The organism is Streptomyces sp. NPDC047917 (assembly GCF_043204345.1).
In the GTDB taxonomy this organism is placed as follows: Bacteria; Actinomycetota; Actinomycetes; order Streptomycetales; family Streptomycetaceae; genus Streptomyces; species Streptomyces sanglieri.
Genome location: NZ_JBIDCA010000006.1, coordinates 479,140 through 494,288 on the forward strand (window position 1 = coordinate 479,140; position 15,149 = coordinate 494,288).

12 protein-coding genes are annotated in these 15,149 nt (G+C 71.9%); 3 read left to right on the plus strand and 9 right to left on the minus strand.

The annotated features are described in order from the left end of the window. Positions 1-205 precede the first annotated feature (205 nt). Both ACGF8B_RS17440 and ACGF8B_RS17445 read right to left on the minus strand, forming a co-directional pair. Positions 206-2,050 carry an FAD/NAD(P)-binding protein gene (locus ACGF8B_RS17440; protein WP_392739193.1) on the minus strand — a complete coding sequence of 615 codons (1,845 nt, stop codon included), beginning with the start codon at positions 2,048-2,050 and terminating at the stop codon, positions 206-208. Continuing rightward, the gene (locus ACGF8B_RS17445) at positions 2,047-2,913 is read right to left on the minus strand and encodes an amino acid ABC transporter permease (protein ID WP_392739194.1); all 867 of its coding nucleotides are present in this window, start codon (positions 2,911-2,913) and stop codon (positions 2,047-2,049) included. The genes ACGF8B_RS17440 and ACGF8B_RS17445 overlap by 4 nt, the downstream gene beginning before the upstream one ends. Before the next feature lie 471 nt (positions 2,914-3,384). On the opposite strand from ACGF8B_RS17445, the gene ACGF8B_RS17450 reads away from it, so the two are divergent. Then, a complete protein-coding gene (locus tag ACGF8B_RS17450) occupies positions 3,385-4,320 on the plus strand; it encodes an ABC transporter substrate-binding protein (RefSeq protein ID WP_392739196.1) in 936 nt (311 codons plus the stop codon). An 81-nt stretch (positions 4,321-4,401) separates the two neighbouring features. Here the strand turns inward: ACGF8B_RS17450 and ACGF8B_RS17455 are convergent, their stop codons facing one another. Further along, positions 4,402-5,637, minus strand: a complete 1,236-nt coding sequence (locus tag ACGF8B_RS17455; protein ID WP_392739198.1) for a DUF5685 family protein — start codon at positions 5,635-5,637, stop codon at positions 4,402-4,404. A gap of 308 nt (positions 5,638-5,945) precedes the next feature. On the opposite strand from ACGF8B_RS17455, the gene ACGF8B_RS17460 reads away from it, so the two are divergent. After that, entirely contained in the window at positions 5,946-6,386 is a 441-nt protein-coding gene (locus ACGF8B_RS17460; RefSeq protein ID WP_384774204.1) for a cell division protein SepF, read from the plus strand. A 21-nt stretch (positions 6,387-6,407) separates the two neighbouring features. On the opposite strand, the gene ACGF8B_RS17465 is transcribed toward ACGF8B_RS17460, so the two are convergent. Continuing rightward, positions 6,408-7,604, minus strand: coding sequence for an acyl-CoA dehydrogenase family protein (locus tag ACGF8B_RS17465; RefSeq protein ID WP_392739200.1), 1,197 nt, complete (start codon positions 7,602-7,604; stop codon positions 6,408-6,410). 73 nt (positions 7,605-7,677) lie between these two features. Further along, on the minus strand, positions 7,678-9,384 hold the full coding sequence (locus tag ACGF8B_RS17470; protein WP_392739202.1) for an MFS transporter: 1,707 nt from the start codon (positions 9,382-9,384) through the stop codon (positions 7,678-7,680). A gap of 533 nt (positions 9,385-9,917) precedes the next feature. On the opposite strand from ACGF8B_RS17470, the gene ACGF8B_RS17475 reads away from it, so the two are divergent. Next, a complete protein-coding gene (locus ACGF8B_RS17475; RefSeq protein WP_392739204.1) occupies positions 9,918-10,925 on the plus strand; it encodes a phosphatase PAP2 family protein in 1,008 nt (335 codons plus the stop codon). 113 nt (positions 10,926-11,038) lie between these two features. Here the strand turns inward: ACGF8B_RS17475 and ACGF8B_RS17480 are convergent, their stop codons facing one another. The 4 genes from ACGF8B_RS17480 to ACGF8B_RS17495 all read right to left on the minus strand — a co-directional run bounded on the left by ACGF8B_RS17480 (position 11,039) and on the right by ACGF8B_RS17495 (position 14,812). Next, positions 11,039-11,254 carry an I78 family peptidase inhibitor gene (locus tag ACGF8B_RS17480; protein WP_392739206.1) on the minus strand — a complete coding sequence of 72 codons (216 nt, stop codon included), beginning with the start codon at positions 11,252-11,254 and terminating at the stop codon, positions 11,039-11,041. Between the two features lie 411 nt (positions 11,255-11,665). After that, a complete protein-coding gene (locus ACGF8B_RS17485; RefSeq protein WP_392739208.1) occupies positions 11,666-12,625 on the minus strand; it encodes a helix-turn-helix transcriptional regulator in 960 nt (319 codons plus the stop codon). Positions 12,626-12,683: 58 nt separating this feature from the next. Beyond that, positions 12,684-13,532: a transferase gene (locus ACGF8B_RS17490; protein ID WP_392739210.1), complete on the minus strand. Its 849-nt coding sequence runs from the start codon at positions 13,530-13,532 to the stop codon at positions 12,684-12,686. Continuing rightward, complete coding sequence (locus ACGF8B_RS17495; protein WP_392739212.1) at positions 13,529-14,812, minus strand: glycosyltransferase family 4 protein; 1,284 nt, start codon at positions 14,810-14,812, stop codon at positions 13,529-13,531. Before ACGF8B_RS17495 ends, ACGF8B_RS17490 begins: the two co-directional genes overlap by 4 nt. Positions 14,813-15,149: the final 337 nt, after the last annotated feature.

A 15,149-nucleotide genomic window follows, 5' to 3' on the forward strand; every position in this document is an offset into this window, starting at 1 on the left:
ACCGGAGCGTCGCGGCCATCGGTGGCGGCGCGGCCCTGCCGACGCGTCCGCGGACGGTCCGGACCCGGGTGGGTGTGTGGTGGTCGTCGGGAGCGGTGGGACGTGGTCCGGTCGCTTTGTCGATGGGGTGATCACTGGTGAGGGACATGAGGGTCCTTGGGCCGCGGTGTACGGGGGCGGAGCGGGGCCGTGCGCGAGGTCGCGGTCAGCCCGCGGTACAGGCGAGGTCCCGCAGGAGGGTGAGCGCCGTACGGGCGGTGGCGTCGTTCTGCCGGAAGGCCGGCCCGCCGGTGCGCGGCCGGGTGAACGCCCCGCCGGCGCGGGCGGTGGTGAACGGGCCGAGTGCGAAGCGGCGTGGGTGCGGCCGGCCGTCGCGGCCCAGGATCCGGCCGCTGTCGGGGGCCACCGAGAGCAGCCCGGTGGCGGTGGCGGCGGCCCCGTCCTCGTACAGTTCCCGGAGCAGTGGGCTGCGGGTGCGCTCCAGCGTGGGGTCCGGCAGCCGGGCCTCGATCAGGGTGCGGGCCGCTATCCGCTGCCCCGGCACGGTGGCGCTGCCCGCGAGGAAGAGGCCCCGCCGTTCGTCGGTCCCTACGGTCATTCCGGCGCCGAGGAAGCGGACGACACCGGCCCGGGAGAGCGCGAGGAGCTGGTGCAGCCGGGGTCCCGGCGGGCCGGAGGCGAGATGGCTGAAGAAGCCGTGCCACCAGCCGCCGAGGTCGCCGAGCCGGGTCAACTGCCCGTAGACGGAGAGCAGTCCGAGGAACACGGCGAGGTCCGGGCTGTGGCCGGGGTCGTGGCGGCGTTCCAGATCGGCGGTGATGTAGCCGCGCAGCCCGTCCTGGAGTGCGTCGAACGAGGGGTGGCGCACTCCGTCCAGGGGGTGGTCGAGCGCTTCGAGGTCGAGCCGGTCCGCAGGGTCGGGGACGGCGGCGGCGACCAGGGCGGCCAGTTCGGGTCCTGCCGGGTCGGCGGCGGCGTACTTCGCCTCGAAGTCCGCCCAGTCGCCGGTGGTGCGCCCGGGGTGGGCGGTGAAGAGGCGGTGGTAATGGGCGTGGCCGAGCTCTTTGTCGACATGTGGCCACACATCGCGCCGGAAGTCGACCGGCCGGTCCGCCGCGAGCAGCGCCCCGGTCCGCTCCGGGCCGAGGAAGCGCGGCAGCGGCGGCCGCTCGCCGTCCCAGGTGTAGCCGATCTTGGAGTGGTACGGGACGCCCCGGCGCGATCCGACGTGGAGCACGGGTTCCCGGCCGGACGGCACGTACTCGCCGTCCTCGTACCGTCCGCCGCGGCCCTCGGTGAGCAGCACCATGAGGTCGACGAAGGCGAGCCCGAAGCCCCGTACGACGACCGGTTCGCCCGCGGGCACCGCGGTCAGGTCGTTGTCGGCGGTGAAGTCCGGTGGCAGGTGGAGGAGTCCGTGCCGGTCGGCGAAGTCGGCCAGCCGGAGGTGTTCCGGCTCCGGTTCGGCTTCGAGGTGGCCGATGGTCACGGCGACGGCATCGGCGAGCAGCGGCGTGCCGCGCCCCGCCAGCCAGACCCGCTGGCGGCCTTCGCGCGGGCCGGTGACCCGCAGGGCGCTGCACCGGTGCCAGTGCACGGTGATGCCCTCCGGGAGGGCGGCCACGGCCTGCCCGTACACCCAGCGCAGATAGCCGCTCTGCAACCGTCTGCTGGGGAAGTCGGTGCCCTCCAGCGCCTTGATCTCGTCGAGGAGTCCGGGGTCGGTGCCGGCCCCTTCGGGGAGGTCGAGCAGGCCGTCCCGGACGCCGGCCGCCCAGGTGTGCAGCGCGGGGCCCGGGCGGGTCGGCCCCTCCTGGCGGACGGTGTCGTCGGTGAACATCGTGACGTCCTCGGCCATGGAGTTCATCCGGAGCAACGGCGACTGGTCGTGCCGCCAGATCCGCCCGCCGCCGGGCGGGTACGGATCGACGAGGTGGATGGTCAGCGGGCGGTCCCCGTACAGGGCGGGGGCGTTGGCGGCGATGCGCTCGATCAGGCCGGTGCCGCGGGGTCCGGCGCCTATGACCACGAGCGTCGGCGTCCCGCTCACCGGGCATCCGCCGTGCCGCGTGCGTAGTGCCGCTCGACGTAGTGCTGGCCGACGCTCAGCAGTGAGGTGACCACGGCGTACCAGATGGTGGCGACCAGCAGCAGCGGGATGACCTGATAGGTGCGGTGGTACACGAGCTGCACGGAGTACAGCAGGTCCTGCACGGCGATGACGCTGACGATCGAGGTGCCCTTGAGGGTGCCGATCAGCATGTTCCCGGCGGGCGGGACGATGGAGCGCATCGCCTGCGGGAGGACGATGCGGTGGAACCGGCGCCAGGGTCCGAGGCCGAGCGACTGGGCGGCCTCGATCTGTCCGCGTTCGACGGAGAGGATGCCGCCGCGGACGACTTCGGCGGCGTACGCGGCCTCGTGCAGGGTGAGTCCGACGACGGCGACGGCGACGGGGCCGAGGAGATTCACCGTACGGACCCCGAGGATCTGCGGGTAGAGCGCGCCGATGTTGAACCAGAACAGCAGCTGGACCAGGATCGGGGTGGATCTGAACAGCCAGACGTATCCCCAACCGACCGCCCGCAGAACGCGGTTGGCGGAGAGTCTGAGGACGGCCAGCAGGGTGCCGAGGGCGAAACCCAGCACCATGACCAGCGCTGTGAGCCAGAGGGTGAGGCCGAGGCCGCGCAGCACCGCGGCGGTGGTGAAGTAGTCGGCGACGACATCCCACTGGAAGGCGTCGTTGCGGATGACGGAGTTCAGCACCAGGGCGAGCAGCGTCAGTACGGCAACGGCCGCTGTCCACTGGCCCGTTCGGCGCACCGGGACGATCCGGAGCCGGTCGGTTCCGTCGCTCTTCTCGGGCGGGACGGGGGAAGACTGAAGGAGGGTGTCTGTCTGCGCGGACATGCGAGGGCTCCGTGGATGCAGAGATCGAACACGGGGCGTGCCTTCGGCCCGGAACACAACACGGACCGAGCCCCTCAGCACCGGTCCGCCTCCGAGACAACCGCTGTCCGCCGCGCGTTGTCAAGCCCGTCCACACTGTGAGCCGTGCGCCGGGAGCCGGTTGACGGACCACCGGATGCCTGTTCCACTGGGGCCATGCATTCGCAGCAGTGGCTGGTCAAGCGCTCCCACATCGACTTCGGTCGCGTGTGGTCCGCCTCCTGTTGAGCCGACCCCCTGCCTTTCCGCGTGTCTTCGCCCGGCGTCGTGTGCGGCGCCCGGGCGCCTTTCCCCGCGTGCCCTCCCCCGTGCACAACACCGTTCTCCCCTCCCCTCGCTCCGCCGCCCTTCGCCCCGACCGTGGGGTCGCCGTGTGCTGCCCCGGCATCGGCACGACCGCTCACGGCCGATGACTCTGGAGAACCACACCTCATGCCCCGGACCCGGCACACCGCTGCCTTCGCACTGATCACCGTCGCCGCTCTCGCCCTCACCGCGTGCGGGTCCGGTGATCCGGCGACCGCACCGGCCGGCGCCGCGGCCGCCGAGGGGAAGGTGCCGACGACCGATGTCGTCTCCTCGGTGCGCAAGGACGAGGCGGCGGCGAAGCTGCTGCCCGCCGGTGTCCGCGCCGCCAAGACCCTGACCATCGCCGCGAGTGTCGGCAACCCGCCGGGCTCCGCCTACCTCGCCGACGGGAAGACCGTGGCCGGCACGGACATCGACTTCGCGGACGCGGTCGCCCGGAAGCTCGGACTGCGCCTCGATCGCGAGGTGGCCTCCTTCGAGGCGATCCTGCCGGCGCTGGACAGCGGGAAGTACGACGTGGGCACCGGGAACTTCGGGGTGACCGAGGCGCGCCGCAGGACGATCGACTTCGTCACGTACATCAATGACGGCCAGGGTTTCGCTGTCCGTGACGACAGCAAGCTGAAGGAGGTCACCGATCTCACCCAGCTCTGCGGCCTGACCGTGGGCACGGGCGCGGGCACCACCTTCGAGGTGACCCTGGAGGAGAACCGGCACCGGTGCACCGACGCGGGCCGCGAGCCGTACGACGTGAAGACGTACAACGACCAGGGCGCCACCTGGGCCTCGCTCCAGCAGGGCCGCAGCGATGTGGTCATGTCCACCATCAACGGACTGCGGTACGCGGTGGGACAGCAGGAGGGCGTGCGCTTCCTCAACGAGTTCAAGCGCCTCGACGTCGGCTTCGCCTTCAAGAAGGGCACCCCGCTGGCGCCCGCCTTCCAGGCCGCTGTGAACGGCCTCAAGGCGGACGGCACCTACGACCGGATCCTCAAGAAGTGGGGCATCGGCGCATCCGCGATCACGACCTCGCAGATCTCGCCGCCCGAGATCAAGTGATCCGCTCCCCCGTCCTCGCCCGCTCCCCCGTCCTCGCCCGGTCCCCCGTCCGGTCCTCCGCCTCCGCCCGGGTCCCCGTCCTCAGCAGCTGCAGTCGCAATCGCAGCAGTCGCACCCGTCGCAGCAGTCCCCGCAGTTGCTGCAGCAGTCACACGCATCGCAGCAGTCACCGCAGTCGCACTGGCTGCACAGACCCTCGCGGCGCTGGTGGCTCCACGGGTCCTCGAACGTGCCGCAGCACATCTGGCAGGTGCAGGCCAGCCCCGCCCACACCAGGCAGCCCATGATCAGGCCGCGCCGGTCGCGCGGGGGCTCGGGCGGCGGCTGCGGCGGACTGCCCGGACCACCCGGACCCGGGGCGTACGGGTTGCCCGGCACCGGCCCGAAGGACCCGGCCGGCCGGGCGGCTGACGGACCGGCAGCTCCGTCCAGGAGCACGGCGCCGGCCCGGTGCGAGCACGCCGTGGTGCCGAAGGCCCGGTCCACCGACTGGCGCAGTTCGTGCGCCAGCAGCACATGGGCCAGCTTGCCGTCGGTGAATTCCGCGTCGCGCAGCGCCAGCCGTACACCGTGCAGCGCGTCGTCGCACAGCCGCCGGGCCTCGTCCCGCGAGGTGCCGGTGGCGGTGAGCGGGTTCCAGGCACCCGACACGGCGTCAGCTTCCTGGTCCTCCACGGCGTCCAGCAGATGCGCCAGGCGCCCGAAGAGACGGCCGGCCTCGGCGAGCGGCGCCGCGTTCTGCGGCCTGCCGGCCAGCACCGCGGTGTGGGCGAAGGCGGCCGCGGTGGCGGTCTCGGTGGGTTCGGTGACGGTGAGCAGCGGAGTGCCGGGCCCGGCGATCAGCTCGATGCCGGTCTGCCGGTCGACGGCGTCCACGAGCAGCGCCGTGTCGAAGCCGAGCTGCGCGCCGGTGCGCGCCCCCGCCCGGTCCCAGCCCGCGGCGACCCGGCGCGCGGCGGCGGCGACCGGGCGGCGCCTCAACAGGCCGTCCCCGTCGGCGACGTGGTCCCGGACCTTGGCCGAGGCCAGCACCAGGGAGACGGCGGCGGCCAGTCTGGCGCCCTCGCCGCGGGCGACCGGCGCGGTCCGCATGGCGCGCAGCGGGCAGGGCCCCGCCGTGCGCCGCCACCCGGTGGTGCGCTCGGACTGAGCCTCCGTCAGAACGGAAACAATCAGACCGTCATAGTTCGTGACGATCCGGGCGAATTGCCCGTGATCCGAGCGAAGTGCGAGGCAGAGCCCGCAGAGATGGGCCATCCACTCGGTCCGGAGCCCCTCGGACAACCGATGGGCACAGGGCCTGACTATTCCGAACACGACGGTCCCCCGAGAGTCGTTCACCTTCGCGCCGCACCCCTGCGGCCGCGCGAGGGGCATCGTATCGAGCGGCCCGTTCACCCGTACGTCCCCCATGTCACCCGTACGGCCCGGGGCATCATATTTTCTTTCTTTCCGACCCCTTATGCGGGAGGAACCCTGACATACCGCCACATCTTCTGCATCAGTACCGTCACGAACACCCTGCGCGCCGACTATCCACTTGGCGCACGATCCGCATCATGGACGACCATAGGGATACGAAAGAGATGCGGAACGCCACGGAACCGCGGTGAGAGGAGGCGTCCATGGGATCGGTGCGCAAGGCGAGTGCCTGGCTGGGCCTCGTGGAGGACAACGACGAGCGGTACTACGACGACGAGTACGCCGAGGGCGCGCAGACCGGGACCGGTGGCCACGCCTGGGTGACCGACCCCCGGGTACAGGTCGCGTCCGAGGCGGCCGAGGAGACGGGCCGCCGGATCGCCACCGTCACCCCGGACAGCTTCCGGGACGCACGGGCCATCGGAGAGCTCTTCCGGGACGGCGTCCCGGTGATCGTCAACCTCACGACCATGGACCCCACCGACGCGAAGCGCGTCGTGGATTTCGCCGCCGGGCTGATCTTCGGACTGCGCGGCTCGATCGAGCGTGTGGCCACCCGGGTCTTCCTGCTGACCCCGGCCGACACCCAGGTGGTGACCGAGGCCGTCGGCCGGCCGGCCGACGGCTTCTTCAACCAGAGCTGAGCAGGGCGCTCGCCGGACGGTCTAGCGGAACGCGTCGAAACCGGTGAGCGCCTTGCCCAGTACCAACTGGTGCATCTCCACGGTTCCCTCGTAGGTGAGCACCGACTCCAGATTCGTCGCATGGCGCATCACCGGGTACTCCAGCGAGATCCCGTTGGCGCCGAGGATCGTGCGCGAGGTACGGCAGATGTCGATCGCCTCCCGCACGTTGTTGAGCTTTCCGAAACTGACCTGCTCCGGGCGGAGCCTTCCGGCGTCCATCCGCCGGCCCAGGTGGTGGGCGAGCAGGATGCCCTTGTGCAGTTCCACGGCCATGTCCGCGAGCTTGGCCTGGGTGAGCTGGAAGCCGCCGATCGGCCGGCCGAACTGCTCCCGTGTCCTCGAATAGTCCACGGCCGCCTCGAAGCTGGCACGGGCCGCGCCCATCGCTCCCCAGACGATGCCGTAGCGGGCATGGCTGAGGCAGCCGAGCGGGCCGCGCAGACCGGTGACGCCCGGGAGCACCGCGTCGGCGGGCAGCCGCACCTCGTCCAGCACCAGCTCGCTGGTGACCGAGGCGCGCAGCGACCACTTGTGCTTGATCTCGGGCGCCGAGAAGCCCGGAGTGCCGGTCGGCACCGCGAACCCGCGGATTCCGTCGTCGGTCTGCGCCCAGACGACGGCGACCCCGGCGACCGAGCCGTTGGTGATCCACATCTTGCGGCCGGTGAGAACCCAGTCCCCGCCGTCGCGCCTGGCGTGGGTGCGCATCCCGGCCGGGTCGGAGCCGTGGTCCGGCTCGGTGAGGCCGAAGCAGCCGATGATCTCGCCGGCCGCCATGCCCGGCAGCCACCGCTGCCGCTGCTCCTCGGAGCCGAAGCGGTGGATGGCGTACATGGCGAGCGACCCCTGCACGGAGACCAGGGAGCGGATCCCGGAGTCCGCCGCCTCCAGCTCCAGGCAGGCCAGTCCGTACTGGACGGCGGTGGCGCCGGCGCAGCCGTACCCCTGGAGGGACATGCCGAGCGCGCCGAGCGAACCGAGTTCACGGGCCAGCTCCCGGATCCCGGGCAGTTCGCCGCTCTCGTACCACTCGGCGATGTGCGGCAGGACGCGGTCGGCGGCCCAGTCCCGGACGGTCCCGCGGATCGCGAGGTCCTCGGCGCTGAGCAGATCGTCGATGCCGATCGGGTCGGCGGGGTCGAAGGGCGGGAGCTTCGAGGACTCGGTGGTGGACATGAGGGTGCCTCCGGCGGCTCGCACGATGCTAAAACTAGCAGTGGTAGTTATGGCGTCGCACCGACGTTACGGCTCAGTGTGCCGCTCGTCCAGAGCCCGTCGCCTCGGCGGGTCGGCGCCGGGCCGGGCGCGACAGGGGCCGCCGCGCACGGTCCGGTGCGGGCACCTCGTGCGGCGCGCGGTGCTCCCGTGCCTCACCCACGTCCGCCGTCCGCTCCGCCTCGTCGGACACCGGCGCCGGACAGTCCATCGCCCTCGGCAGCCGCAGCGCGGCCAGCGCCCCGGCCAGCAGCAGCGCGGCACTGACCAGCAGCGTGACATGCAGCCCGGTGATGAATGAGTGGCGCGCCGTGGAGCGCAGCACTGCACCCAGCGGGCCGCCCAGCCGGTCGGCCACCTGGTAGGCCTCGCCCAGCGAGCGGGCGGCGGCCGCGTGGGCCCCGGCCGGGACACCCGCCCCGGGAAGCTTCGAGAGTCCGGGGGTGTAGGCGGCGTTCATGACACTGCCGAGCAGCGCGATCCCCATGCCCGCACCCAGCTGGTACGAGGTCTCGCCGATGGCCGCCGCCCCGCCCGCACGGTCGGCGGGGGCCTCGCTGAGCATGGATTCGTACGCCCCGAAGAGCGTGGTCTGCAGTCCGAAGCCCAGGGCGACGAAGGCCGCCGTCAGCAGTGCGGGCCGGTCGTGCTGCCCCATCGCGGTCAGGATCAGCACCGAGACCGCCGTGAGCACGAAGCCCCAGCCGACCATCCGGCGCGGGCCGATGCGGCGCAGGGTGTACGAGCCGGTGGCGCCCGCGGCCATGGCCGCGAAGGTGAGCGGGAGGAGCCGCAGGCCGGTGTGCAGCGGGCTCAGGCCCAGGACGAGCTGGAGGTACTGCACGGCTATGAGCTCAAGACCGACCAGGGCCAGCATGGCGATGATGATGCAGCCCACCGCGGTGGAGAAGGCGGGCTTGGCGAACAGCCCGATGTCGATCAGCGGATGCGTACGCCGCTTCTGCCGGCGCACGAACACCACGATCAGTGCCGCCCCGATCAGCAGCGGAGCGAGCGTGGCCGGGCTGAGCACGCCCTCGCCGGTGCCCGCCCGCTTGACCCCGAGGACCACCCCGAGCACCCCGGCGGCGGCCATCAGCGCGCCCAGCACGTCCCACGGGCCGTCGTGGCTGCCGCGCGACTCGGGCAGCAGCAGCCGTCCGACCGGCAGGATCAGCGCCATCAGCGGGACGTTGATCAGGAAGACCGAGCCCCACCAGAAGTGCTCGACGAGGAAGCCGCCGATGACCGGACCGGTGGCGGCGCCCACCGCGGCGACCGCGGTCCAGATGCCGATCGCGACGGCCCGTTCCCGCCGGTCGGGGAAGACCTGCCGCAGGATCGACAGCGTCGCCGGCATGATCATCGCGCCGCCGACCCCGAGCAGGGCGCGCGCCACGATGAGCACGGCGGGGCTGTCGGCCATCGCGGCGATCGCGGAGGCGACCCCGAACAGGACGTAGCCGAGCAGCAGGACCCGGCGGCGGCCCACCCGGTCGCCGAGGGTGCCGAAGAGAATCAGCAGCGAGGCGCAGACCAGCGGGTAGGCGTCGACGATCCAGAGCAGACCGACCGCGCTGGGGTTCAGGTCCTCGGTGACGGCGGGCACGGCGACGTGGAGCACCGTCGAGTCGAGCGCCACGAGCAGGAGGCTGAGGCAGAGGACGACGAGGACGACCCATCGATTGGCACCGTCGGCCGCCGTGCGCAGCCGGAGTCGGGCTGCCGTCGTCCCTGACATGCATGTACCTCCCAAAGGTTCCTCGCGCTCGGCGGGCCAACCGGGGACGCGGCGGTTCGCCGCTCCTCATGGCCCGGCATCGACGGGCGAGTGGCCGTCAGCGTACGCGAGTTCGGACCCCTCACACGTGGCCCACCTCATACCCGGTCGGGCCGCGGGGTGTGGCGTACGCCACGCCGACCCGCCGCCCGGACCTGCGAGGACACCTGGCACACCCGGAACGGGACGGTACCCGGCCGCCCCCGCGGAGCACCCGCCGGGCCCGCACCGAAAGCGGCCAGTAACCGGATCGGCACGTTCCGTTTGACCTCCTCCCGGGCCCGGATAAATTCATACCGGCACCTCCTGCGCTTTTCTGTCCGGGCCCAAACACCCTTCCGAAATGCGTGCGAAATCAATAGCTCGAAGTGTCGCCGAGACGCTTACGCGGATCAGGAATTAAGACCCCGCTGAGACATAGTCCACATCACATCGTCATCACAAAGAGACCGGATCGACCTGGCCGCTCACTAACGCGCTGTAACGTCGATTGGGTGCGTACCGACATCTTTGCCCGGCTGGACCGGGAGCCGGAGCCGCCGAAGATAGAGCCACCGCGGATGAGCCGTCACCGCATCGCGCTCTTCGGCGGGACGTTGGCGTTCTATCTCGCCATCGTCATTGCCGTGCTGGTCTCGTCCTGGCTGGTGACCCTGGACTGGAAGGTCATGCTCTTCCGGCCGTATCAGCAGTGGCCGGAAATCCATGCCTTCCTCGACTACTACATCGTGCTCGGCCAGCGCGGCCCCACCGCCACGATGGTGGCCTGCTGGCTCGGCTGGCGCTCCTGGCGGCAGCACACCCTGCGCCCCCTGCTGACGCTGGGCGCGGCGCTGCTGCTGCTCAATGTGACGGTCGGCGCGGTCAAGATCGGCCTGGGCCGCCTCGGCCCGCACTACGCGACCCAGATCGGCTCCGCCGAGCTCTTCGCCGGCGGCGACATATTTCCCTCCGGGCACACCGCCAACGCGGTTGTGACCTGGGGAATCCTCGCCTATCTGGCCACCACCCCACGGGCCCGGCGCTATCTGTCGGCCATGTCGGCGATCGTGTCGCTGGGCGTCGGCCTCACCACCGTCTATCTCGGTACGCACTGGCTCAGCGATGTCCTGCTGGGCTGGGCCGCGGGCCTGCTGATCATGCTGGGCCTGCCCTGGGCCGAGCCGCTGATCACCCGGGCCGAGGCCTGGATCTTCGCCCAGCGCGAGAACCTGCGGGGATTCGGCCGCCCCGTTCCCTCGGCGCCCGTCGCGACCGGAGGCCCCCGGCCCGTGCTGCTGCCGCAGCCGGACGGCGGCGAGGCCCCGGCCCGGGAGCCGGTCGTCTCGGCGGCCGCGGGCAGCACCGGCACCCGGCCCCGGGCGCACGCCTCGCATCCGGCGCACGTGGTGCGCTCGGAGCGGACCCCGGTCACCCCGGCCGGCAGCCGGCGCCCGCCGCACGCCGATCGCACACCGCGCGGCGGCTCGACGACCCCGGCCCGCCCGGTGGCCGGCGGCTGAGCCACGGCCGGGGAGCCGGTACGCACAGCCGCTCCCCGGACACGAGTGAAGGCCCCGACCGGCGTCGGGGCCTTCACTCGTGTCCGGGTCCGGGTTCTCGCGCCGCGGGGGCCTCAGCCCACCCAGCAGCGGGTGACGACGGCTCCGTCGACCTCGAAGTTGATCCGGCCGCCGCGGAACTCCATGGTGATGATCGCGCCCGGCGGCAGCGATCTGACGGTGGTCCAGCCATGGCTGCGGGCCCGTCGTTCGGCGGCGTCGGCGGCGAGGCCGACGTACTCGTCGGTCGCGTCGTCGGGCTGGGCGGAAGGAGTCGGTATGGGTGCCATGCCCCTCACCGTAGGCGGCCTCGGGCGGCGGCGGAAGCCGGGGCGCCCACCGTCGCAGGGCATCCTCACGTTCCCCGCCGGTCACACTTGTGTCACAGGATCACGACACGTGCGCGGTATGAATCACGCCAGCCGAACAGGCCGCCCGAGACCCGACGCACAGTAATCACACAACCCGGATAATGATCATTCGGAAAGCCCGGAATCGGAGCGGAATATCCCGTATCGAGCGGTTGTAATTCCCGCACCGAATAACCCGCGTAAATGAGCATGTCGCCGGGAATTCACGCTTCCTTATGGCAGCCTTATCCTTTGGTCACAATATTCACTCCGTGGTACGGGACAGCCGTCGACCACCACTGGTATAGCGGGCGGCCCCGGCTGTCCGTATGCCGTCGCCGCGGCCGGCGCTCAGTCCAGCGCCCTGGTCAGCCGGTCCCTGGCGACCTTGATCGCGTCCTTCAGCTCCGGCGGTTCGACGACCTCGAAGTCGAGGCCCAGCAGCATCACATGGACGACCATCACGTCCAGGCCGGTCGCCCCGGTGCGCAGCAGACAGGTGTCGGCGTCGACCGCCTCCAGCACCCCGGCGGCGGGCGAGATCCGCTCGGCCACGTGCTCGATCCCCGCCTTCAGCCGGATCACCGCGCGCATCGGGTAGGCGCTCGTGGAGATCCCCTTGGCGACATAGGCGGCCAGGTCCTCGGCGGGTGGCTCGCGGGGGACGAACCTCGGGCCGTGCGGCGGCGTGGGGGTGATCCGGTCCGCCCGGAACGTACGCCAGTCCGCGCGGCCCAGGTCCCAGGCGACGAGGTACCAGCGGCGCTCGGTGCACACCAGCCGGTGCGGTTCGACGGTCCGCCGCGAGACGGAGCCGGAGTGGTCCCGGTACTCGAAGCGCAGCCGCTCACCGTCCCGGCAGGCCCCGGCGAGTTCGGTCAGGACACCCGCGTCGGCGACCGAGGCGCCGGGCCCGCGGAGCAGCGGCACGGTGAAGGTGTTCAGCGCGTTCACCCGGCGCCGGAGCCGGTCCGGCAGCACCTGTTCGAGCTTGCTCAGGGCGCGTACGGAGGTCTCGCCGATGCCCTCGACCCCGTTGCCCGCCGCGGTGCGCAGGCCGACGGCGACGGCGACGGCCTCCTCGTCGTCCAGGAGCAGCGGCGGCAGCTGGGCCCCGGCGCCGAGCTGGTATCCGCCGCCGGTGCCGGGGCTGGCGTTGACCGGGTAGCCCAGCTCGCGGAGCTTGTCGACGTCGCGCCGGACGGTCCGCGGCGTGACCCCGAGCCGGTCGGCGAGATCGGCGCCGGACCAGTCGCGGTGTGCCTGGAGCAGTGAGAGCAGACGCAGCAGTCGTGCCGAGGTCTCCAACATGACGGCGAGTCTGCCAGGGGTTGCGGACAGCCCGGGTCCGCAACCGCCCCGGCGGCCCTCAGGGGGCGGGTTCCGGTTCGAGCCGTACGCAGAGGTCGTTGTCGGTGGTGTAGCAGGGCGTGGCCCGGCTGCCCTCCCCGGTGCTGCGGCCCGGGTAGACGAAGATCTTCTTGCGGTCCCAGATGTCGTCGAGGATGCGGGAGATCCGTACGCCGCCGGCCGGTCCGTCCTCCGTCGCGCCGGGGATCAGCCAGAGCGTCCACAGCCGGGGCTCGGTGACGGCCCCGTCGGCCAGTTCGTCGAGGGGGAGCGTGAAGGCGAAGCTGCCCTCCTTCCCCGTGACCGGCACCCGCAGGACCCGGCCCTGCGCGCCGGGCGCCCGTGCCTCGACACGGGCGCCGGCGCCGAGGCCGGTGCCGTACAGCGTGCCCTCGACGGTCATCCCGTGCCCGTCGAAGGTCACCGGCCCGGCCTCGGCATGCGGTGCGCGGAGCCAGCAGCGCACGGCGAGCCGGCCGTCGAGGGTCGGGTACGGGATCCGGACCGCGATCCGCCCGCTCTGCGGGACCTGCTCGACGAGCAGCCGCAGATCCCGGATGCCGGGCTCGACGGCCACCTGCGTACCGTCCTGCGCGCCGGGCTCCCGCAGGTAGACGTCCCAGCGGCCCTCCGCGGGCTCCAGGGTGCCCGGCAGCACCGCGCGCAGCCGCCCGTCGCGCAGCGGGCTCAGCGGCAGCCGTACGGTGTCGCCGTCGCCGCCCTTGCCCTTGGCGCCGCGCAGCCGGAGCAGCAGTTCGGGCGCCTCCTCGTCCTCGCGGCGGCCGAGGTCGAGATCGAAGGTGATCCCGCCGCCCGGTCCCACGGTGCAGTCGGCCCTCGGCGTCCTTCGCCCTGTGGAGACGGTCATGCGGTCTTCCCCTTGCGGATCACGGCGGCTGCCTTGTAGCGCAGGGCGTACGCCCCGTCCAGCACGGTGCCCCTGGCGCGGTGCAGTGTGGTGCTCAGCGCGCCGTGCGAGCGGTCGCGCGGGCCCCGCGAGGCGAGTTCGGTGAAGAGCCGTTCATGGCGTTCGGCGATCCGTGCCGGGTCGAACCGCTGCGACGCGGCCAGCGCGGCGCGTCCCGCGCGGCGCCGTGCCTCGTCGTCGCCGATCAGGCCGAGCAGGGCCTCGGACACGGCCGCCGTGTCGCCGACGGGCACCAGCCGTCCGTCGGTGCCGTCGTCGATGATCTCGCGGGGGCCGTGCGGGCAGTCGGTGGCGACGACCGGCAGGCCGCAGCGCATCGCCTCGACGATGGTCATGCCGAAGGACTCGCGGTCCGAAGTGACCGCGGCGATCGACCCCTTGGGCCACTCGGCCTCCAGCGGATTGACCGGCCCCATCAGGAACACGTGGTTGTGCAGCCCTAGTTCCTCGATGAGCGCGAGCAGCACCGCCCGTTCGTTCCCGGTCGCGTCACCGCCGCCGTAGATGCGCAGCCGCCAGTCAGGGCGGACCGCGACCACGTCGGCGAACGCCCGGACGAGCAGGTCGTACCGCTTGACCTTGTGCAGCCGGCCCGCGGCGATCACCCACTTGCTGTCGCCGTCGGCGGCCGGGACGGCCGGTTCGGGCACACTGTTGGCGATGGCCTCGATCCGCACGCCGGGGAGTTTGAATCCGGCCCGGTAGGCCTGGGCGTCGGCCTCGGTGACGGTGGTGATCGCGTCGAGCAGGGGGTAGCGGTGCGCGATCTCGCGGCGGAGCCGGTAGCTGTGGCTGTCGAGGGTGAGGTGCTCCTGCCCGATCCGGACCGGGCCGCGGCGTGCCTGCCTGCTGATGTGCACGTTGAGACCCGGCCGGGTGCCGACCACGACGTCCGCCTCCAGCGACCGCAGATGGTCCGCCACCCGTGCGTCGGACAGCCTGCTGTACTGCCGGTACCTGCTGTCGCCGCGCGGGAACACCGTCGCCGGGCGGGCGTACTCGGCGGCGTCGCCGTCGTACGCCGGGCTCTTCTTCCGCAGGTCGACGAGGTGGCTCATGCGTACCCCCTCGGGGGCGCCCAGCGCGGGAACGTCACGGTGCCGGAAGACCGACACGATCTCGATGTCGTGGTGCCCGGCCAGTGCCCCGGCGAGATTGAACGTCGTGCGGATCGTGCCCCCGACTCCGTAGGCGTTGTGGAGCAGGAAAGAAATGTGCATGAAACGCCATGTCTCCCGGTTCGGCTGATCAGCGGCAGGCTGCACTTGCCATGACGGCACAGGCCGGTCCGCGGTTCACTCCATGTACGGGCGAATTTCGGCCAGCGGTAAACCCGCTCACTTTCCCGCTTTGTCGCTTTGTTGCCGTATTCGGTGCGCCGCCGCACCGTCGAGTCGACCACATCGCGGGCCCCCGGACCGGCCCGAACGGCCCCCAAGTGCACTCCCGGGCCCCGGGATTCACCCTCTGGGCCGGTTGGTTCGATTACGTTCCCTTTCTCGCGTGACCCCGGCCGCGGCTCGCCCGTTGTCATTTCCATGAGCCGGGAACCGCCCG